This is a genomic window from Lysobacter cavernae (assembly GCF_042648505.1).
Taxonomy (GTDB): domain Bacteria; phylum Pseudomonadota; class Gammaproteobacteria; order Xanthomonadales; family Xanthomonadaceae; genus Lysobacter_L; species Lysobacter_L cavernae.
The window spans coordinates 233,470-253,065 of sequence record NZ_JBHRXK010000003.1 but is presented as its reverse complement, the minus strand read 5'-3'; the positions used below and the strand labels follow the sequence as shown (position 1 = coordinate 253,065).

Annotated in this window: 17 protein-coding genes; 8 read left to right on the top strand and 9 right to left on the bottom strand. The window is 67.8% G+C overall.

Features of this window, described 5'->3' with window-relative positions:
• Positions 1-53: 53 nt before the first annotated feature.
• The 5 genes from ACFOLC_RS08225 to ACFOLC_RS08205 all read right to left on the bottom strand — a co-directional run bounded on the left by ACFOLC_RS08225 (position 54) and on the right by ACFOLC_RS08205 (position 7,738).
• A complete protein-coding gene (locus ACFOLC_RS08225; RefSeq protein ID WP_449284292.1) occupies positions 54-2,342 on the bottom strand; it encodes an Orn/Lys/Arg family decarboxylase in 2,289 nt (762 codons plus the stop codon).
• An 87-nt stretch (positions 2,343-2,429) separates the two neighbouring features.
• Complete coding sequence (adiC, locus tag ACFOLC_RS08220; RefSeq protein WP_386758760.1) at positions 2,430-3,752, bottom strand: arginine/agmatine antiporter; 1,323 nt, start codon at positions 3,750-3,752, stop codon at positions 2,430-2,432.
• A gap of 69 nt (positions 3,753-3,821) precedes the next feature.
• Positions 3,822-5,267, bottom strand: a complete 1,446-nt coding sequence (locus tag ACFOLC_RS08215; RefSeq protein WP_386758759.1) for a DcaP family trimeric outer membrane transporter — start codon at positions 5,265-5,267, stop codon at positions 3,822-3,824.
• Positions 5,268-5,489: 222 nt separating this feature from the next.
• Positions 5,490-6,638 (bottom strand): PilT/PilU family type 4a pilus ATPase, encoded by a 1,149-nt coding sequence (locus ACFOLC_RS08210; RefSeq protein WP_386758758.1) that lies wholly within the window; start codon positions 6,636-6,638, stop codon positions 5,490-5,492.
• 62 nt (positions 6,639-6,700) lie between these two features.
• Positions 6,701-7,738, bottom strand: coding sequence for a type IV pilus twitching motility protein PilT (locus tag ACFOLC_RS08205; protein WP_386758757.1), 1,038 nt, complete (start codon positions 7,736-7,738; stop codon positions 6,701-6,703).
• 100 nt (positions 7,739-7,838) lie between these two features.
• Here ACFOLC_RS08205 and ACFOLC_RS08200 point away from each other — a divergent pair, with 100 nt between their 5' ends.
• From ACFOLC_RS08200 to ACFOLC_RS08190, 3 genes are all read left to right on the top strand, one after another.
• Positions 7,839-8,543 (top strand): YggS family pyridoxal phosphate-dependent enzyme, encoded by a 705-nt coding sequence (locus ACFOLC_RS08200; RefSeq protein ID WP_386758756.1) that lies wholly within the window; start codon positions 7,839-7,841, stop codon positions 8,541-8,543.
• 71 nt (positions 8,544-8,614) lie between these two features.
• Positions 8,615-9,460 carry a pyrroline-5-carboxylate reductase gene (gene proC, locus ACFOLC_RS08195; RefSeq protein WP_386758755.1) on the top strand — a complete coding sequence of 282 codons (846 nt, stop codon included), beginning with the start codon at positions 8,615-8,617 and terminating at the stop codon, positions 9,458-9,460.
• A gap of 19 nt (positions 9,461-9,479) precedes the next feature.
• Complete coding sequence (locus ACFOLC_RS08190; RefSeq protein WP_386758754.1) at positions 9,480-9,953, top strand: DUF4426 domain-containing protein; 474 nt, start codon at positions 9,480-9,482, stop codon at positions 9,951-9,953.
• A 12-nt stretch (positions 9,954-9,965) separates the two neighbouring features.
• On the opposite strand, the gene ACFOLC_RS08185 is transcribed toward ACFOLC_RS08190, so the two are convergent.
• Together ACFOLC_RS08185 and pdxH are read right to left on the bottom strand one after the other, a co-directional pair.
• Entirely contained in the window at positions 9,966-10,778 is an 813-nt protein-coding gene (locus tag ACFOLC_RS08185; protein ID WP_386759029.1) for an ABC transporter substrate-binding protein, read from the bottom strand.
• A 74-nt stretch (positions 10,779-10,852) separates the two neighbouring features.
• Complete coding sequence (pdxH, locus tag ACFOLC_RS08180; protein WP_386758753.1) at positions 10,853-11,458, bottom strand: pyridoxamine 5'-phosphate oxidase; 606 nt, start codon at positions 11,456-11,458, stop codon at positions 10,853-10,855.
• 17 nt (positions 11,459-11,475) lie between these two features.
• Here pdxH and ACFOLC_RS08175 point away from each other — a divergent pair, with 17 nt between their 5' ends.
• Positions 11,476-12,312 (top strand): kinase, encoded by an 837-nt coding sequence (locus ACFOLC_RS08175; protein ID WP_386758752.1) that lies wholly within the window; start codon positions 11,476-11,478, stop codon positions 12,310-12,312.
• A 15-nt stretch (positions 12,313-12,327) separates the two neighbouring features.
• Here ACFOLC_RS08175 and ACFOLC_RS08170 read toward each other — a convergent pair whose 3' ends face one another.
• Positions 12,328-12,531 carry a dodecin family protein gene (locus tag ACFOLC_RS08170; protein WP_386758751.1) on the bottom strand — a complete coding sequence of 68 codons (204 nt, stop codon included), beginning with the start codon at positions 12,529-12,531 and terminating at the stop codon, positions 12,328-12,330.
• Positions 12,532-12,675: 144 nt separating this feature from the next.
• Here ACFOLC_RS08170 and ACFOLC_RS08165 point away from each other — a divergent pair, with 144 nt between their 5' ends.
• From ACFOLC_RS08165 to hemE, 4 genes are all read left to right on the top strand, one after another.
• Complete coding sequence (locus ACFOLC_RS08165) at positions 12,676-13,218, top strand: shikimate kinase (protein WP_386758750.1); 543 nt, start codon at positions 12,676-12,678, stop codon at positions 13,216-13,218.
• Positions 13,215-14,321: a 3-dehydroquinate synthase gene (gene aroB / locus ACFOLC_RS08160; protein WP_386758749.1), complete on the top strand. Its 1,107-nt coding sequence runs from the start codon at positions 13,215-13,217 to the stop codon at positions 14,319-14,321. The genes ACFOLC_RS08165 and aroB overlap by 4 nt, the downstream gene beginning before the upstream one ends.
• A gap of 146 nt (positions 14,322-14,467) precedes the next feature.
• Complete coding sequence (locus tag ACFOLC_RS08155) at positions 14,468-14,722, top strand: hypothetical protein (RefSeq protein ID WP_386758748.1); 255 nt, start codon at positions 14,468-14,470, stop codon at positions 14,720-14,722.
• A 120-nt stretch (positions 14,723-14,842) separates the two neighbouring features.
• Positions 14,843-15,943: a uroporphyrinogen decarboxylase gene (gene hemE, locus ACFOLC_RS08150; protein WP_386758747.1), complete on the top strand. Its 1,101-nt coding sequence runs from the start codon at positions 14,843-14,845 to the stop codon at positions 15,941-15,943.
• Between the two features lie 25 nt (positions 15,944-15,968).
• Here hemE and ACFOLC_RS08145 read toward each other — a convergent pair whose 3' ends face one another.
• Positions 15,969-19,493 carry an ATP-binding protein gene (locus ACFOLC_RS08145; protein WP_386758746.1) on the bottom strand — a complete coding sequence of 1,175 codons (3,525 nt, stop codon included), beginning with the start codon at positions 19,491-19,493 and terminating at the stop codon, positions 15,969-15,971.
• Between the last annotated feature and the right edge of the window lie 103 nt (positions 19,494-19,596).

Sequence of the window (19,596 nt, the reverse complement as noted above, 5' to 3'; positions counted from 1 at the left end):
CTCTGCCTTACAGACGCGGCAGGCCGCCCGCAGGCGGCCACCGCTCGGCCGCATCAGACCTTGAGCACCTCGACCACGTAACGCGGGCCCTTCGCGTCGCGCTCGACGATCAGGCCGTGCACGTCCGACTCGAAGCCGGGGAAGCGCTCGTTCTGCGCCTTGGCGATGCGCAGTGACTCGATGATCGGCTCCTTCTGATCGCCGAAACGCTCGCCGGGCATGATGGTCGGGATGCCCGGCGGGTACGGCACCAGCATGGTCGCGGCGATGCGGCCGCTGAGCTCGTCGATGCGGACCCGCTCGACCTGGCCGCGCACCAGATGATCGTAGGCTTCGGCCGGCGTCATCACCGGCTCGGGCAGATCGACGTACATCTCGCGCATCACCTGGGCCACGCGGTATTCGGCATTGAATGCATGCAGACCGTCGCACAAGTCGCGCAGGCCGGTATCGGCATAGGCCTGCGGGTTGTCCTCGGCCAGCTCCGGCAGGGCCTGGCTCAGCGGTGCATTGCGGTCGTAGAGCTGCTTGAAGCCCATCAGCTCGGTCACCAGCGTGCTCCACTTGCCCTTGGTGATGCCCATCGAGAACAGGATCAGGAACGAATACAGGTTGGTCTTCTCGACCACGATGCCGCGCGTCCACAGGAACTTGCTGAGCACCGCCGCCGGGATGCCGGTTTTGTGCATCTCGCCGTCCATCGACAGGCCCGGCGTGACCAGGGTGACCTTGATCGGATCGATCAGCACGTAGTCGTCGGCGAGATCGCCGAAGCCGTGCCAGGCGGCGTTCGGCCGCAGGTACCAGTCAGGCTGCTTGGCCACCACCGGCGCCATGCTCTGGCCGCCATCGAGCGCCGCGGTGACGCGATCGGGCTGCCATACCTTGAACCACCAGTCGTCGCGACCCAGTTCACTCTCGACATGGGCCATTGCGCGGCGGAATGCGATCGCCTCGTCCTGCATCTCCTGCACCAGCGACTGCCCGGCCGCGCCCTCCATCATCTTCGAGGCGATGTCGCACGAGGCAATCACGCTGTACAGCGGACTGGTCGAGGTGTGCATCATGAACGATTCATTGAAGCGCTCCGCGTCAAGCGAGCGCGTGCGGCTGTCGCGCGCATGGATCATCGAGGCCTGCGAGAACGCCGCCAGCAGCTTGTGCGTCGAATGGGTGGCGAAGATGATGGCCTCCTGCTCGCGCGGCTTGCCCTTGGCCATGCCGTAATGGTTCTCGTAGAACGGATGGAAGGCGGCGTAGGCGTACCAGGCTTCGTCGAAATGCAGGAAATCGACCGCGTTGCCGATGTTGTGGGCGATCGTTTCGGCGTTGTAGCAAAGACCGTCGTAGGTCGAGTTGGTGACCACCGCGATCCGCGGCTTGGCGCCTTTCTTATGCGCCTTGCTTGCCAGCGGATTGGCGTCGATCCGGGCCTGCAGCGCCTCGGGCGAGAACTGGTCCAGGCTGATCGGACCAATGATGCCGTGGGCGTTGCGACTGGGGGTGAAGTACACCGGTACGCCGCCGGTCATGACCAGCGCATGCAGCAGCGACTTGTGGCAATTGCGGTCGACGAACACCACGTCGCCGCGCCCGACCGTGCCGTGCCAGACGATCTTGTTGGCGGTCGAGGTGCCGTTGGTGACGAAGAAGGTGTGGTCGGCACCGAAGTTCTGCGCGGCCTCGGCTTCGGCGGCCTTGATCGGGCCGCTGTGGTCGAGCAGCGAGCCCAGTTCCGGCACCGATATCGACAGGTCGCTGCGCAGCGTATTTTCACCATAGAACTGATGGAACGCGCGACCGACCGCCGACTTGGTGAAGGCCACGCCGCCGGCATGGCCGGGCGTATGCCAGGAGTAGTTCGACTCGGCCGCGTGCTTGATCAGCGCCTTGAAGAACGGCGGCAGCAGTTGCTGCATGTACTCGTCGGCAGCGCGCATCACCTGGCGGGCGATGAAGCTCTTGGTGTCCTCGAACAGGAAGATGTAGCCGTGCACGAACTTGAGCAGCTTGCTCGGCACCTGCTCGATCGTGCGGCGCTCGCCGTACAGGAACACCGGCAGGTTGGCACGCCGCGCCGACTGTTCCTGCAGGAACGCGAATAGTTTCTGGAACTGTTGCGGCTCGTTCTCGGTGCCATCGATCGATATCAGCACTGCCGAGGCGGCGACGTAGGTGCGTGCGCCTGCACGGGCATCGTCCAGGGTCAGGCCGCTGAGAACGCGATGGTTCTGCGCACGCAACTCATCGGCCAACGCTCGGATCAGGATGCCGCCAATGCGGGGGGAGTCGTAATCCGCATCGATGACGACGATCGGGTAGTCGAGTGCCTTGTAGTACATGGGGGAACTCCTTTGAAACTTCACACGAAAGTGAAAGCCCGGCCGCCAGAGGAAAATTGGGAGGGTTCGGCGGCCGGGCCGGAGGCGTCACGCTTTCTTGAGCCGGCGCGCCTGGCGACGCTGCTCACTGAAGAACGGATAGAACACGGTGATGAACAGCACGAACAGGAACGCGTACTTCACGATCGCGCCGCTCGAACCGAAGATCGCCCACAGGCAATAAACCACCGTGACGCTGGTCAGCACCCAGAACGCACCGGTGTGGACCATGGTGTGCGACTCCTCGACCACGAAGTAGCAGGCCACCGCCGAGTAGATGTAAGGCAGCACGGTCAGGATCACCGCCGCCGAGGTGATCACGTCGAACTGCGCCGAGGCCGTCTCCGAACTGGCCGTGATCAATACCGCGATCGACATCAGCACAGCCACGATCAGGATGCCCTTGACCGGAACGTCATCGGCATTGGCCTTGCGGAACACCGCCGGGAACAGGTCGTCGTCGGCCGCGGCCTTGGCGCTCTGCGCGGTCAGCAGGATCCAGCCACCCAGCGAACCGGCGGCGCCGATGGTCGCGCACAGGCTGACCACCGCACCGCCCCAACCACCGACGGCGTTGGCGGCAGCCAGCGCGAACGGCGCATCGGAGTGCTGCAGGTCAGCGTTGGGCACCATGCCCATGATCACCGCCGAACTGGCGATGTAGCACACCGCGGCCAAGGCCACGCCGGCCAGTGTTGCGCGGGCGACGTTCTTCTCCGGGTTCTCGACCACGCCGGCGGTGACCGATGCCGACTCGACACCGATGAAGGCCCACAAGGTCAACGCCGCCGCGCTGGAGATCGCGCCGAAGTTCGACTGGCCGGACACGTTGTAGGCGCCTTCGAAGACCTCCGGCTTGAAGAAGAACCAGCCGAAAACCGCGATGCCCAGGATCGGTATCAGCGCGAAGCTGGTCGTCACCGTCTGGACCTTGGTGACAAAATGCGGACCGATCACGTTGGCGAAGGTCAGCAGCCAGATCAGGGCGAGCACCGCGATGCAGCGGACCCAGGGTTCCGACAGCGCCGGGATGAAATAGCTGAAATAACCTACCGCCGCGATCGGGATGGCGACGTTGCCGATCCAGTTGGCAAACCAGTAAATGGTATTGGTCTGGAAGCCCATGTACGGACCGAACGAGTCGCGCGCGTAGGCATAGGGGCCACCGGCCTTGGGCGCGAGCTTGCCAAGCTTGGCGAACACGAACGCCAGCAACAACGCGCCGGCGGTGGTGATCAACCAGCCCCAGATCGAGGCGGTACCGATCTTGGCCAGGCTCGACGGCAGCAGGAACACGCCCGATCCCATCATGTTGCCGGCGACCAGGAACGTGGCTGCTACCACGCCGATTTTCTTGCCTTGTTGCGCCATGACTGCGATCTCCTGAAAACGGTGGGAGGCGTTCGTTCCAGCGGTCTGCGGACGCGGGCCGCGATATGGCTACTTGATGAAGTTGTATTGCAGGCTGCCCTGCAGGCGCAGCGCGTCGCCGTCGCGGCCGTCCTGCTGCTGGTATTGGCCGTAGAGCAGCTCCATGCCCATCGTCCACGACGGCGCCGGGCTCCAGATCAGGTTGAGCGCGCCGTACTGGCTGCGGCGGAAGGTGTCGGCCGACAGGAACACCTCGTCGTCCAGGTGCAGGTAGCCGTAGACCAGGTTGGAGCGCCACTCCTGGTTCCAGTAATGGGTGTAGCCGAAGAAACCGCCATAACTGGTAAGCGCCCGCAGGTCGCCGTTGGCATCGATCGCAGCGTCCAGACCGGAGCCGCCGATATCAGCGATGTAGCGGGCGATGCCTTCGCCCCAGTTGGCGCCGAACAGCAGCAGGTCCTGCTCGCCGGCCGCGGCGGAACCGGTGAACGACACGCCGCCTGCATAGTCATGGCGCTTGCTGTCGTCCTTGATGTAGCTCAAGCGGCGCAGCAGGCCACTCAGCTGCAGATGCCCCCAGTCGCGCTCGATGCGCGCCGTGGCGGCCACGTCGGGCATGCGGTTGGTGCTGGTTTCGTCTTCGGCGGCAGCGATCTGCGTTTCCGGATTTTCGACCGCCAGGGTCAGGCTGTTGCCCTTGCCAAACTCGAAGCTGTGATGGATGCCCGCGACCAGCAGGTACGGCGCACTGCCCGGGCCTTCGAAGTCGAGGGTGTCCGGCAGTGCATCGGCGTCCATGAACATCGAATAGCCATAACCGGCATAGGTATTGCCAAGCTGGCCGTAGGCGTGGCGCAGGCGGAATTCGTAGCCGTCGCTGCCGCCGAAGAAGTCGTTTTCCAGATAGAAGCGCAGGTTGCCGCGAGGGAGCTGCCGACGCGCCTCGAAACTGAAACGCGTCTGCTTGGCGTGCAGGTTGAAGTTGGTGACGTCGCTGCCGGGTGCCGACGACACCGGGATGGCCGCGGTGATGAACTGGTCCTGGTCACCCAGCTTGCGCGAGTCGTAGATCGCATCGAGCTTGGCATAGCCACCGATGCGGATCATGGATTCGGTGCCGGGAATGGCGAAAAAGCCTTTCAGTTCGGGGTCGGTCGGCGAGGCGCTGTTGTCGACACGCGATGCCGCCGAAGAAGGATCGGCGACCGACTCGCGATCGGGCAGCAGTGATGGCAGCACCCCAGGCACCTCGGTGACCGCCGGCGACGCACCGGCGGTCACCTGCGGTGCGACTGATGCCACGGCCGCCGTGGACGGCTTACCCGGCGCCGGGGCGGGTGCCGTGGTTGCGGCGAACGGCGTCGGCTCGATGGCCTGCAACCGCGCTTCCAGCGACTGCAAGCTGCGCTTCAGCACCTCGATCTCGCCCCTGAGGCTTTCCGCGGTGTCCTGCCCGTGAGCCGGAGCGGCGGTCAGGGCGAGCAGGCAGGCGATGGTCGGCGTCCTGAAACGCATTTCTCCCTCCATGGGAGCGCGACATTCGGATCGGCAACCCACCTGACCGGGCCTGGTCATCACGGGCCGGGCGCGCAAACGTGTACAAGGTCACGGATTGCCGCTGGCGCACAGGATGCCGGCTGCCCGTGAACGATGCGTCACGATGGACGACACGACGGGCACAAAAAAGCCGGGCATAGCCCGGCTTTCTGCGTCACGCGGTAGCGTAATTCAGCGCAATCAGCGCACTTCGGCGACCTCGACGCCGTCGAGACCCTGTGCCAGCGTCTTCGCGTCGCCGCCCTGGGCGAGCTTGATGCGCAGGCGCACCTCATTCTGCGAGTCGGCGTAACGCAGCGCGTCCTCGTAGCTGATCTCGCCGGCCTGGTACAGCTCGAACAGGGCCTGGTCGAAGGTCTTCATGCCCAGCTGCACCGACTCCTTCATCACTTCCTTGATCTTGTGGATCTCGCCGTCGCGGATGTAGTCCTGCACCAGCGGCGTGCCGAGCAGGATTTCCATGGCGACACGACGGGCCTTGCCGTCCGGGGTCGGGATCAGCTGCTGCGCGACCACGCCCTTGAGGTTCAGGGAAAGGTCCATCAGCAACTGGTTGCGGCGGTCTTCCGGGAAGAAGTTGATGATGCGGTCCATCGCCTGGTTGGCGTTGTTGGCGTGCAGCGTGCACAGCACCAGGTGACCGGTTTCGGCGAAGGCGATGGCGTGGTCCATGCCCTCGCGGGTGCGCACCTCGCCGATCATGATCACGTCCGGCGCTTGGCGCAGGGTGTTCTTCAGTGCAGCGTCCCAGCTGTCGGTGTCGATGCCGACCTCGCGCTGGGTGATGATGCAGCCTTCGTGCTTGTGCACGAACTCGATCGGGTCCTCGATGGTGATGATGTGGCCGGTCGAGTTGAAGTTGCGGTAGCCGATCATCGCCGCCAGCGAGGTCGACTTGCCGGTACCGGTGGCACCGACGAAGATGATGATGCCGCGCTTGGTCATCGCCAGCGTCTTGATGATCGGCGGCAGGTTGAGTTCTTCGACGGTGGGGATCTTGGTCTCGATCCGGCGCAGCACCATGCCAACCTGGTTGCGCTGGTAGAAGCACGACACGCGGAAGCGGCCGATGCCGGACACGCCGATCGCGAAGTTGCACTCGTGGGTCTTCTCGAACTCCTCGCGCTGCTGCGGCGTCATCACGTTGAGGACGAGGTCGCGGCTCTGCTGCGGCGTCAGCGGATTCTGTGTGATCGGCGAGAGCTTGCCGTGCACCTTCATCGACGGCGGCATGCCGGCGGTGATGAACAAGTCCGAGGCGCGCTGGTGCGCCATCAGCTTGAGGAACGAGGTGAAATCGATGCTGCTGCCCGTGGTGCTGGTGTTCATGCGTACTCCCCTGCCGCCGGCCTCCCCGACCTGCGCGGCTATGACGAACTAAAACAAGGCGGTCAATCGAACAGGCGCTTGTCCCTGGCGTACTCGCGCGCCTGCGGCCGCAGGATCAGGCCGCGCTTGACCAGGTCTTGCAGGTGCTGGTCGAGCGTCATCATTCCGTAGTTCTGGCCGGTCTGGATCGACGAGTACATCTGCGCGACCTTGTCCTCGCGGATCAGGTTACGGATCGCCGGGATGCCAACCATGATCTCCCACGCCGCGGTGCGGCCGCCGCCGACCTTCTTCAGCAGCGCCTGCGAAATCACCGCGCGCAGCGATTCGGACAGCATCGAGCGCACCATCGGCTTCTCGCCGGCCGGGAACACGTCGATGATGCGGTCGACGGTCTTCGCCGCCGAGGAGGTGTGCAGGGTGCCGAACACCAGGTGGCCGGTTTCCGCGGCGGTCAACGCCAGGCGGATGGTCTCCAGGTCGCGCAACTCGCCGACCAGGATGTAGTCGGGGTCTTCGCGCAGCGCCGAGCGCAGTGCTTCGTTGAAGCCGTGGGTATCACGGTGCACTTCGCGCTGGTTGATCAGGCACTTCTGCGAGGTGTGCACGAACTCGATCGGGTCTTCGACCGAGAGGATGTGGCCGTACTCGTTCTTGTTGATGTGGTCGATCATCGCCGCCAGCGTGGTCGACTTGCCCGAACCGGTCGGGCCGGTCACCAGGATCAGGCCCTGCGGCTGCTCGATCAGTTCCTTGAAGATGCGCGGGCAGCCCAGGTCCTCGAGCGAGAGGACTTCGGACGGAATGGTACGGAACACCGCGCCGGCACCGCGGTTCTGGTTGAACGCGTTGACGCGGAAGCGCGCCAGGCCCGGGATCTCGAACGAGAAGTCGACCTCGAGGAATTCTTCGTAATCGCGGCGCTGCTTGTCCGACATGATGTCGTAGACCAGCGCGTGCACCTGCTTGTGGTCGAGCGCCGGAATGTTGATGCGGCGCACGTCGCCGTCGACGCGGATCATCGGCGGCAGGCCGGCCGAGAGATGCAGGTCGGATGCTTTGTTCTTGACTGAAAACGCCAGAAGTTCGGCGATATCCATGCGTGCTCCCCTGCACTGCGACTGGAACGGAATAGCCCCTGGCGGCAGTATAGCCCCCACACCTTGTTACTTTTCCAGCCTTTTCGACAGGATTTGAGACGTGCGCGCACGCGCTTTGCACGACATCTTGCGCCAGCTAGACAACGCGGCGGTGGCGGCCGGACGGCCAGCGCCGCGCCTGCTCGCGGTGAGCAAGACCCAGGATGCGACGGCCGTCGCGGAATTGGCCGCGGCCGGCCAGCGCGCGTTCGGCGAGAACTACGTCCAGGAAGCCGCCGGCAAGCGCACTGCCCTGACCGGGCTGGACCTGGAGTGGCACCTGATCGGCCACCTGCAGTCGAACAAGGCCAAGGAAGCCGCCGAGCTGTTCGACTGGGTGCACACGCTCGACCGCGCCAAGCTGGTGGCAGCCCTGGCCCGGCACCGCCGCGACGACCAGGCGCCGTTGAACGTGCTGGTCCAGGTCAACATCGACGATGAGGCCAGCAAACACGGTTGCCAGCCGCACGAGGTGATTGCGCTGGCCAAGACCATCGCCGTCGAGCCGCGGCTGCGGCTGCGCGGACTGATGGTGATCCCGACCCCGTACCCCGAACCCGAGCAGCGCCGCGATGCCTTCCGCCGCACCCGTGCCCTGTTCGATGCCCTGCGCACCGACCACCCGCAGCTCGACACGCTGTCGATGGGCATGAGCGACGACTACGCGATCGCGATCGCCGAAGGTGCGACCATGGTCCGTATCGGCACCGCCTTGTTCGGCGCCCGGAAACGCCGGGAATCGGGAATGGGGAATGGGGAGCCGTAGAAGCCGCCCCCTTCGGAGACAACGCTGCACTGGCTATCCTTTTCCACGAACCTCTCTGCGCCGCGGACACCATGACGATTCCCGATTCCCCATTGCCCATTGCCGGTGCCATCGCCTTCATTGGCGGCGGCAACATGGCGCGCAGCCTGATCGGCGGCCTCGTCGCGCGCAGCCGCGACGCCACCGCGATCCGCGTCGCCGAGCCGGTCGTCGCCCTGCGCGACGGCCTGCACCGCGATTTCGGCGTCGCCGGCTTCGACCAGGCCGCCGCCGCCGCGCAAGGCGCCGCCGTCTGGCTGCTCGCGGTCAAACCACAGGTCATGCGCGCGGTGTGTACCGAGCTGGCCACGCTCGCGCAGGCACAGCGCCCGGTCGTGATCTCGATCGCAGCCGGCATCACCGTCACGCAGTTGGAGCGCTGGCTCGGCGGCGGGCTGGCGGTGGTGCGGGCGATGCCGAACACACCGGCGCTGCTCGGTGTCGGCATCACCGGCCTGTATGCCAATCCCCGCACCGACACCGCGCAACGCGACCAGGCCGCGGCCCTGCTCGATGCGGTCGGGCCGACGGTGTGGATCGACGACGAAGCGCAGATGGACGCGGTCACCGCGGTGTCCGGCAGCGGCCCGGCCTACCTGTTCCTGCTGGCCGAGGCGATGCAGGCCGCCGGCATCGCCCAGGGCTTGCCGCCGCAGGCCGCCCGTGCCCTGGTCCAGCAGACCCTGCTCGGTGCGGCAACCATGCTGACCCAACTCGACGAACCCGCCGACGTGCTGCGCACGCGCGTGACTTCGCCCGGCGGCACCACCCAGGCCGCGGTCGAGTCCTTCGAGACCGGCGGCTTTCGCGCCCTGGTCGACCGTGCCATCGCGGCAGCCACCGAACGCGGCCGGCAACTGTCCGCCGCCAACGATTGAGCTTTCAGGAGCCGATGCCATGCGCCTTCCCCTTGCCGCACTGAGCCTGCTGCTGGCCCTGACCACCGCCTGCAGCCGTGAGGCCTCGACGCCGGTGGCCACGTCCGCATCCGCACAGCAGGAGGCGGTCACCCGCATCGGCGACGTCAGCATCCGCGCCAGCGTGATGCAGACCTCGACCCTGAGCCCGGCGATAGCCCGCCAGTACGACATCGCCCGTGCCGACACTACGGTGATGCTGCTGGTCGCGGTGCGGCAAGGGCCCGAGGCGCAGGAGGTGTCGCTGCCGGCGCGGATCACCGCCACCGCCACCGACCTGCGCGGTCGTCGCCACGCGATCGAGCTGCGCGAGCTGCGCAGCGGCGGGTTGCTCGACTACGTCGGCACAGTGGCGATTTCGCCGCCGGAAACCCTGCGCTTCGACCTCGCCATCGTCCGCGACGGCGGCGCGGCTTCGACGATGCAGTTCAGCCGCGAGTTTTTTCCACGCTGAGCCGCTGCTGGCTCAACGCGCACGCTGCGCCCAAGCCTGCACGATCGCCGCGATCTCGTGCACGCCCTCGGTCAGTGCCGCCGGTCCGGGCTGCAGGATGATCGGCGATTTGATCTCGTGCAGTTCGCCCGCGCGCACCGCCGGAATCGCGTCCCAGCCCGGTCGTGCGGCCACCTTGTCGGGGCGGAACTTCTTCCCGCACCACGAACCCAGGATGATATCCGGTGCGCGCCGGACCACCTCGTCCGGGTCTTCGAGGATGCGCTGCTTGGCCAGCGGCTCGGCCGCGCGTTCCGGGAACACGTCATCGCCACCGGCGATACGCACCAGCTCGGCGACCCAGCCGATGCCGCTGATCAGCGGCTCGTCCCATTCCTCGAAATAGACCTTGGGCCGGCACGGCAGAGCGGCCGCCGCGAGCGCGACCGCGTCGAGGCCGCGCTGCAATTCATCGGCATAGGCATTGGCCTTGTCGGCTACGCCGACCAGCGCGCCGAGCCGGCGGATGTAGTCGAGGATGCCGGCGACGCTGCGGTGGTTGCTGATCCAGACCTCGACGCCGTGCTTGATCAACTCGGCCGCGATCTCCGCCTGGATGTCGGAGAAGCCGATCACGAAATCCGGTTGCAGCTTGAGGATCTCGCCGATCTTGGCGCTGGTGAAGGCGCTGACCTTCGGCTTCTGCTTGCGCGCGATCGCCGGACGCACGGTGAAACCGCTGATGCCGACGATGCGGTGCTGCTCGCCAAGCGCGTACAGCGTCTCGGTCGGTTCCTCGGTGAGGCAGACGATGCGTTGCGGGCCCGAAAGCCGTGAATGGGGAATCGGGAATGGAGAATCGATTGAAGCGGCCTGCCGTTTTTCCGGCACCCGATTCCCGGCACCCGATTCCCGGCCGTTCACGGAAACAACATCCGCTTGTGCCACTCGCCCGCCACGTCGCATTCGTAAAGCTGGCGCTCGTGCAGGCGGAAGCTGGCGCCGTACCAGAACTCGATCGCCTGCGGCCGCACGCGCAGGCCAGTCCAGCGCGGTGGGCGCAGTACGTCGCGGCCGTCGAACTCTCGCTCGGCCTGGGCGTAGCGCTGCTCGAACGTCTCGCGCGCGTCCAGCGTCTCGGATTGTTTCGACGCCCATGCGCCCAACTGGCTGCCACGCGGGCGCGTGGCGAAGTAGGCATCGGCCTCCGCGTCGGAGACGATTTCCACCGCGCCCTCGATGCGCACCTGCACGCCCTGGCGCACGCGCGGCCAGTGGAACAGCAGGGCCGCATGCGGATTGGCCTGCAACTCGCGGCCCTTGCGGCCGTCGAGATGGGTATAGAAAACGAAACCGCGCGCATCGTGGGCCTTGAGCAGCACCGTGCGGGCCGATGGCCGCGCGTCGAGCGTGGCGGTGGCGAGCGTCATCGCGGTCGGGTCGGGCTCGCCGGCGGCGTGCGCTTCCTCGAACAACTGGGCGAACGTAGCGAGGGCTTGCGCAAGCGGCGGGGCGGTCGTGGTCATTGCGCTATTGTGGGCCGATGTCGCCACGGCCGCATCCCTGTGTCACGACCGGCTACGCCGCCGATGTCGTCGGCCGCGTGCTCGACGACGCACTCGCCCACGGCAGCCGCATCTATGCGATCGGTGGCGTGCAGGGCAGCGGCAAGTCGACGCTGGCGGCGCAGGTCGCGGCCCTCGCCCGCACGCGCGGACTGGCCGTGGCGACGCTGTCGGTGGACGATTTCTACCTGGGACGGCGCGAACGGCAACGGCTGGCGCGCACGACCCATCCGCTGCTGGCCACACGCGGGCCACCGGGCACGCACGAGGTGGCGCTGGCCTGCGAGGTGCTCGACGCCCTGCGTGCGGGGCGGCCGACACGGCTGCCGCGCTTCGACAAGCTCGCCGACACGCGCCTGCCACCGTCACGCTGGCCGCACGTGCGCGCCGTCGAGCTGGTGCTGTTCGAGGGCTGGTTCCTGAAGACGCCGCCGCAGGCTGGCCCTGCACTGATCGAACCGATCAACGCACTCGAGCGCGACGAGGACGGCGACGGCCGCTGGCGGCACCACTGCAACGAAGCACTGGGCCGCGACTATCCGGCGCTGTGGGCGCGACTGGACCGGCTGCTGTGGTTGCAGGCACCGGGCTTCGAGGTCGTACCGGCCTGGCGCTGGCAGCAGGAACAGTCGCTGCAGGCCGCGCAACCGCAACGCCGGGCCATGACCAGGCCGCAGTTGGAGCGTTTCGTGCAGTTGTTCGAACGCGTCAGCCGGCACTCGCTGGAGTGCCTGCCGACGCTGGCCGAACGCACGCTGCACCTGGATGCGCAGCGGCGCCCTTTGGCATTAGCGCCGCCTTGCCTATCGCCTTGAAGGCATGCAGCGCCGTCACTGCACGACAAAACTGACTTTCAGGTTCACCCGCCACTCGGTGACATTGCCGTTGTCGTCGGTGACGACCTTGAGTTCGTTGACCCACGCGCCCTTGATGTTCTTGACCGACTCGGCGCATTTCTTGAGACCGGTCTTGACCGCGTCTTCCATGCTCGTCTTCGACGAGGCGTTCAGTTCGATGACCTTGGCTACCGACATGGTGATTCTCCCGGGCTGGTGAACGGCTGACTCCGGCAAGCGGCATGCCATCGGGGCAGGCCACCGGAATCGCGACCGTACCCCGCGTCTCGTTAAGGCCACGCAAGCACCGCCGGCGGCGGCGTGGCTGGCTACAATCCCCTCATGAACCCCGCCAGCAACCTGATCCTGATCGGCCCGATGGGCGCCGGAAAAACCTGCATCGGCCGGCACTTGGCCGAGCGTTTCGGCCTGCACCTGGCCGACGCCGACCGCGAGATCGAACAGCGCAGCGGCGCCAGCGTGGCGACCATCTTCGAGTGCGAGGGCGAGGCCGGCTTCCGCGACCGCGAGCGCGCGGCCCTGGCCGAGGTGCTGGCCGGCGACGGCGTGCTGCTCGCCACCGGCGGCGGCGCGGTGCTCGACGCCGACAACCGCCGGCTGCTGCGCGAGCGTGGCTTCGTGGTGCACCTGCAGGTGAGCGTCGAACAACAACTCGAGCGCCTGGCCCGTGACCGCACCCGGCCGCTGCTCGCCCGCGGTGACCGCGAGCAGGTACTGCGTGAGTTGGCCATCCTGCGCGCACCGCTCTATGCCGAGGTCGCCGACTTGAGCTTCGACACCGATCAAATCAGCGCGGCCGATGCGGCGCTGCGGCTCGCCCATCTCCTGGAATCGCATTGGCAGCGCAGCGGGGTGACGGCATGAACGCACTGCGGCGGGTCGAAGTCGAAGGCGTGGCCAGCTACACCATCAGCATCGGCCCGCAGCTGCTGGCGGACGGGCCGCGCATCGCCCAGTACGTGCGCGGCCGCCATGCCCTGCTGGTCAGCGACGAGAACGTCGCGCCGCTGTACGCCGATCGCGTCGAAGGCGCGCTGCGCGAGGCGCGGCCGGGACTGGCCCTGACGCGTTTCGTGATTCCGGCCGGCGAACAGGAAAAGACCCTGGTGCGCTTCACGCAGTGCCTGGACGCCCTGTCCGCGCTGGGTGCGACCCGCGATGCCACCGTGCTGGCGCTCGGCGGCGGCGTGGTCGGCGACCTCGCCGGCTTCGTGGCGGCCTGCTGGATGCGCGGCATCGACTGCGTGCAGCTGCCGACCACGCTGCTGGCCATGGTCGACTCCTCGGTCGGCGGCAAGACCGCGGTCGATCTGCCGGCGGGCAAGAACCTGGTCGGCGCGTTCCACCCGCCGCGCGCGGTGATCGCCGACACCGCCGCGCTGCGCAGCCTGCCCGATCGCGAACTGCGCGCCGGCCTGGCCGAGGTGGTCAAGTACGGCGCGATCTTCGATGCGACGTTCCTCGATTGGCTGGAAGCGCACGCCGATGCCCTCCTCGCCCGCGACGACGCGACGCTGGCCGAGGCCATCGCGCGCAGCTGCACGTACAAGGCCGAGGTGGTCGCGCGCGATCCCTACGAGCACGGCGACCGCGCCATGCTCAACTTCGGCCACACCTTCGGTCATGCGATCGAGACCGAGCAGGGCTATGCCGGCACCCACGGCGGCGGCCTCAACCACGGCGAGGCGGTCGCGGTCGGAATGGTGCTGGCGACGCGGCTGTCGGCCGCGCTGGGACGGGCTCCGGTGGCCGATGCCCAGCGCCTGACCGCGCTGCTGCAGCGGTTCGGGCTGCCGACCACGATCCCGGCCGGGCTTGATGCACAGGCCCTGCTCGCGCGCATGCGCCTGGACAAGAAAGCCGACGCCGCCGGCCTGCGCTTCGTGCTGTGGGACAAAGCGGGCGCGGCGCGGGTGGTCTCCGGGGTCGCCGACGACGCCGTGATCGCGGCGCTGGCTGCGGGCTGAAGCCCCCTCTCCGCACTTCGGGCACCTTCCCAGCCTTGCACTGCCTGTAGTCGCCACGAGGGGAGAAGCAAGCCCCAGCCGGGTCCGTCGGGACGAGCAAGCGCTGCGACGCGGCAGGAGCCCCGGCTCCCGTACAATTCCTGTCGATGCGACTGCTCCTGCAACAACGGCCCGACGGCCGCGAGGCTCCGCGCTTCGTGCAACTGATGCTGCAACCCGACCTGCTGGGCGGGTGGACGCTGGTGCGCGAGTCGGGCCAGATCGGCGGCCGCAGCACGTTGCGGCGCGAGCAGTTCCTCGACCGCGACAGCGCGTTCAGCGCGCTCGAACACGCCCGCGATCTGCAGCTCAAACGGGGTTTCCAGCTGATGTTCGCGCAGGGCAGCGAGTCCCCGAAATAGCGGTCGCATGCCGGATGAAACACACCGGTGCGCCCGTGCCGGCCTGGCCCGCTGCTCCGGCGGGCGCCAACGGCGATAATGCCGCCCCCAGTTTGCGCCCCACGCGCGCGAGGATCCCGAATGACCGCAGCCCCCGCTCCGCCGACGTCCGTATCCGCCCTCAAGAACGATCGCTTCCTGCGCGCCCTGCGCCGCGAGAGTGTCGACAGGACGCCGGTGTGGCTGATGCGCCAGGCCGGCCGCTACCTGCCGGAATACCGCGCCACCCGCGCCGCGGCCGGCAGCTTCCTGGCGATGGCGAAGAACCCGGAGCTGGCCTGCGAGGTCACCCTGCAGCCGCTGCGCCGCTTTCCGCTCGACGCGGCGATCCTGTTCTCCGACATCCTCACCGTGCCCGACGCGATGGGCCTGGGGCTGTATTTCGTCGAGGGCGAAGGCCCGAAGTTCGAGCGCCCGGTGCGCTCGGCCGCCGACATCGCCCGCCTCGCCGTGCCGGACATGGAGACCGAGCTGCGTTATGTGATGGACGCGGTGCGCACGATCCGCCGCGAGCTCGACAACACTGTGCCGCTGATCGGCTTCTCCGGCAGCCCGTGGACACTGGCCTGCTACATGATCGAGGGCGGCGGCAGCGACAACTATTCCAAGGTGAAGTCACTGGCGCTCAACGAGCCGGCGGCGATGCACCGGCTGCTCGAGGTCGTCACCGATGCGGTGATCGCCTACCTCAACGCGCAGCGCCTGGCCGGCGCGCAGGCGTTGCAGGTGTTCGATACCTGGGGCGGCGTGCTGTCACCGGCGATGTACCGCGAGTTCTCGCTGCGTTACCTCAACCGCATTGCCCAGGAGCTGCCGCGCGGTGACGGTGACAACAGCGCACCGTTGATCCTGTTCGGCAAGGGCAACGGCGCCTACCTGGAAGAACTCGCCGCCAGCGGCGCCGAAGGCGTCGGCGTCGACTGGACTGTCGAGCTGGGCGATGCCGCACGCCGCACCGGCGGCCGCGTCGCGATCCAGGGCAACCTCGACCCGGTCACCCTGTACGCGCAGCCAGAGGCGATCCGTCGCGAAGTCGGCCGTGCGCTCGACAGCTACGCCGCCGGCAACGGCGGCTCGCGCGAGGGCCACGTGTTCAACCTCGGCCATGGCATGTCGCCGGACATGAGCCCCGACCACGTCGCCGCGCTGGTCGCGGCGGTGCACGAGCTCAGCGCCCGCTGAGCTCTATGATCTGCGGCCGTCTCGCCTAGGGGCGGCCGCCCGCGCCTTCCAGCAACCCCGCCAGCATCGCGCCGGTCACCGGCTTGCGCAGGAAACCGTGGAACCCCGCGGCCATCGCCTGCGGTTCGGCGTCGGCATCGGCACGCGCGGTGATCGCCAGCAGCGGCCGCTCGAAACCCTGCGCGCGCAGTTGCCGCGCCAGTGCCAGGCCATCCAGGCCCGGCAGGTCGAGGTCGAGCAGGGCCGCGTCGAACGAGGCGGTCGCCGCTTCGGTCAGCGCCGCCAAGGCATGGCCGACGTGGGTGACGTGGTGCCCCTGCGCGCGCAACAGGCCGGCGATGACCTCGGCCACGGTCGGGTCGTCCTCGACCAGCAACAACGCCAACGACCTGCGCCGCGATGCGAAGTCGACCTCCACCACCTGCCGCGACGGCACCGGTGCGGCCGGCAGCGGCAAGTCGACCACGAAGCACGCACCTTCGCCGGGGGTGCTGTCGACACGGATCTGGCCGTCCATCGCCGCGGCCAGTTCCTGGCAGATCGCCAGGCCAAGGCCGCTGCCGCCGTAGCGCGCCGAGGTGCGTGCGCCTTCGGCCTGCTCGAAACGACGGAACAGGCGCGTCTTCTGCTCCTCGTTGAGGCCCGGGCCGGTGTCGACGATCTCGAAGTGCACGCCTTGGGGTGTCAACGCGCCAACCCGCAGACTGACCGAGCCGTGCTCGGTGAACTTGATCGCGTTGCCGAGCAGGTTGAGCAGGATCTGGCAAACGCGGCTGCCGTCGCCGCGCAGGCCGTGCGGCGCATCCGCCGCGATGTCGACGCTGAAGGCCAGGCCGCGCTGGCGCGCCAGAGGCGCCATCAGCCCGGCGGCCTCCTCGACCAGCGCGCGCAGGTCGAACGGCTGTTCGGTCAATTCGAGCTTGCCCGACTCGATCCGCGCCAGGTCGAGCGCGTCGTTGACCAGCCGCAGCAGGTGCTGACCGGCGCGGCGGATCGACTCGGTGTAGCCACGCTGCTGCGGGTCGAGCGGCGTGTCGAGCAGCAACTCGCTCATGCCGAGCACACCGGTCATCGGCGTGCGCACCTCGTGACCCAGCGTGGCCAGGAACTGGGTCTTGGCCAGCGAGGCCTGCTTGGCGATCTCGCGCTCGTGTTGCGCCAGCTGCCAGGCATGCTTGCGCTTGAGGCGCATGCGGTAGGCATCGGCCAGCCACCACACCAGCAGCAGCGCCAGACCCATGAAACCGACGATCGCCGGCCAGGTCTGCCACCACGGCGGCGCCACGGTGAACGCGACCGCCTGCGCCGCGGACCAGACGTTGTCGGCAGTGCGCGCCGACACCTGCAGACGGTAGTCACCCGGCTTGAGCTGCGAGAACACGCGCTCGCCGCTGGCGCCGACCTCGACCCAGTCGTCGTCGTAGCCGTTCAGGCGAAAGCGGTAGACGTGATTGCGCGCGTCGTTGAACGACAGCAGGCGCGCGACGATGCGCAGGTCGCGGTCGTCGTGCTCGATGCGGAACGGGCGTCCGGGAAAGAACGGCACCCGCCGGTCCTGGCGGCGCGCGTCGACGCTTTCGATGATCAGGTGCGGCGTCTGTGTGCCCGGACGCACCACCGCCGGATCGAACAGCACCAGCCCTTCCGGGCTACCGACCAGGATGCGGCCGTCACTCGGCCGCGGCACCGGCCTGGTGTCGAACTCCTGGCTGGGCAGGCCATCGCGCACTCCGTAGATGCGTACCGACTTGCCGGCCGGATCGACCCGGATCAGGCCGCGCACGCTGCTGACCCAGAGCACGCCCGTGCGATCGATCGTGACGCCACTCGGCGCGATCAGGGGCAGGCCCTGACGTGTGTCCACGCCCGATTCCGGCTGCAACGAGGCACCGTCCCAGCGGTAGGCTTCCAACACACCCAGCCGCGCCAGCCACACTCGCTTTTCATTTTCGATTGCGAAGCCGTGGGTGTGCCGGGCTGAGGCACCGGGCACCGCCTCGAAACGGCGCGCGCCGGCGTTCCACATCGACACGCCCTGCGACCCGGCCACCCACAACGACCCATCCGGTCCGCGGCCGATCTGCTCGATGAAGAGGCCCTTGGGCAGGCCCCGGCCGTCGCCGGCACTCAACGATTCGCGTACGTGTCCGTCCGTGTCGCGCGCCTGCACGATGCCGCGCTCCTCGGCCAGCCAGATCAGACCGTCGCCGGTTTCAGCGAGCATGCTCTCGCCGCTCGGTGGCGCATCCTGGGCACTGCCCGCGGCCCAGCGCTCGACACGCCCGCTGGCCGGATCGACCCGGGCCAGGCCGTCGACGAAACTCACCCAGACCGCACCGCTGCGGTCCTCCAGGACATTGGCCAGGACGTAGCCGTCGCCGATATCGCGGGCGACATGCCGGACCGTGCCGGTTTCGGGGTCGAGTCGGTCGAGCACGCCGCCGCTGCCCACCAGCCACATGTCGCCGTTGGCCGCCGGGGCGATGCCGCGGACATGGGCATTGGCCAGCGACGCCGGGTCGTCGACGCGACGTGACAACACGGCGAATTGCCGCCAGTGCACCGGCAGATACCACAGGCCGCTGGTGTAGCTGGCGAACCACAAGCCGCCTTCGCGGTCCTGGTACGCACCGACCCAGGCCGGGCGCACCAGGCCTTGCGAGACCTCGCTGTACAGCGGCACCACGCCGAGCACGCCGTCGTTGTCGCGGCCCAGTCCCTGCGGAATATCGAACCAGTACTGACCGCTGCGATCGCGCAGCAGCACGTGCAGGATCGTGTCGGTCATGCCGGCATCGGCCCACGGCGTGGCGGCATAACCACCACTGGGACGGCGCACGGCCACCCCGCGCGGCGTGCCGAACCACAGCGTGCCATCGGACTCGACGGTGATGCCGTTGATCGCCGAAGCGCTCAGCGCCGACTCGGGGACGCGCTCGAAATCGCGACCGGTCCAGCGCGCCACGCCGGCCTTGGTGCCGATCCACAGGGCGCCGTCGGGCGCCACCACGAGTTGCCCGATCTCGGCGCTCGGCAGGCTGCGCGGGTCGCCGGCACGGGGCATGTAGCGGGTGACCGCGCCGTCCGCAGCGAGCCGGTGCAAGCCGCCGGATGCCGTACCGAACCACAGCGCCGCATCCGGCGTCGACGCAATCGACCAGACGGTGTCGCTGCCCATCGCCGGCGTGTTGCTGCGATCAAAGAAGCGGAACTGTTTGCGGTCGACATCGAGCATCGCCAACCCGGCCTGGCTGGTGCCGGCCCATACGCGGTTGCGCGCGTCCACGTGGACCGCCCAGACGAAGTTGTCGCGCAGACCGTCCTCGGCGCGCCAGATGCGGAAGCCTATGCCGTCGTAACGGGCCAGGCCGTCGCTGGTGGCGATCCACAGGTAGCCGTTGTGGTCCTCGGTGATGCCGTTGATTCGGTTGGAGGGCAGCCCGTCGGCCACGGTCAGCTGGCGCGGGCGCGGCGTTTCCGGCAGACCCGCATACGCCGGCCACCCCACCGAGAGCGCAAGCAACAGCAGCACGATCCCTCTTGCCAGCATGGCGTCCTTCTCCGGCCAGTTCCGTCCCCAGCCACTAGGCTCGGCGATCAGCGCCTTGCGGCGCAAGTCGGCGCCTGCATCCGGGGTTCCCGTGCGGTGCGCA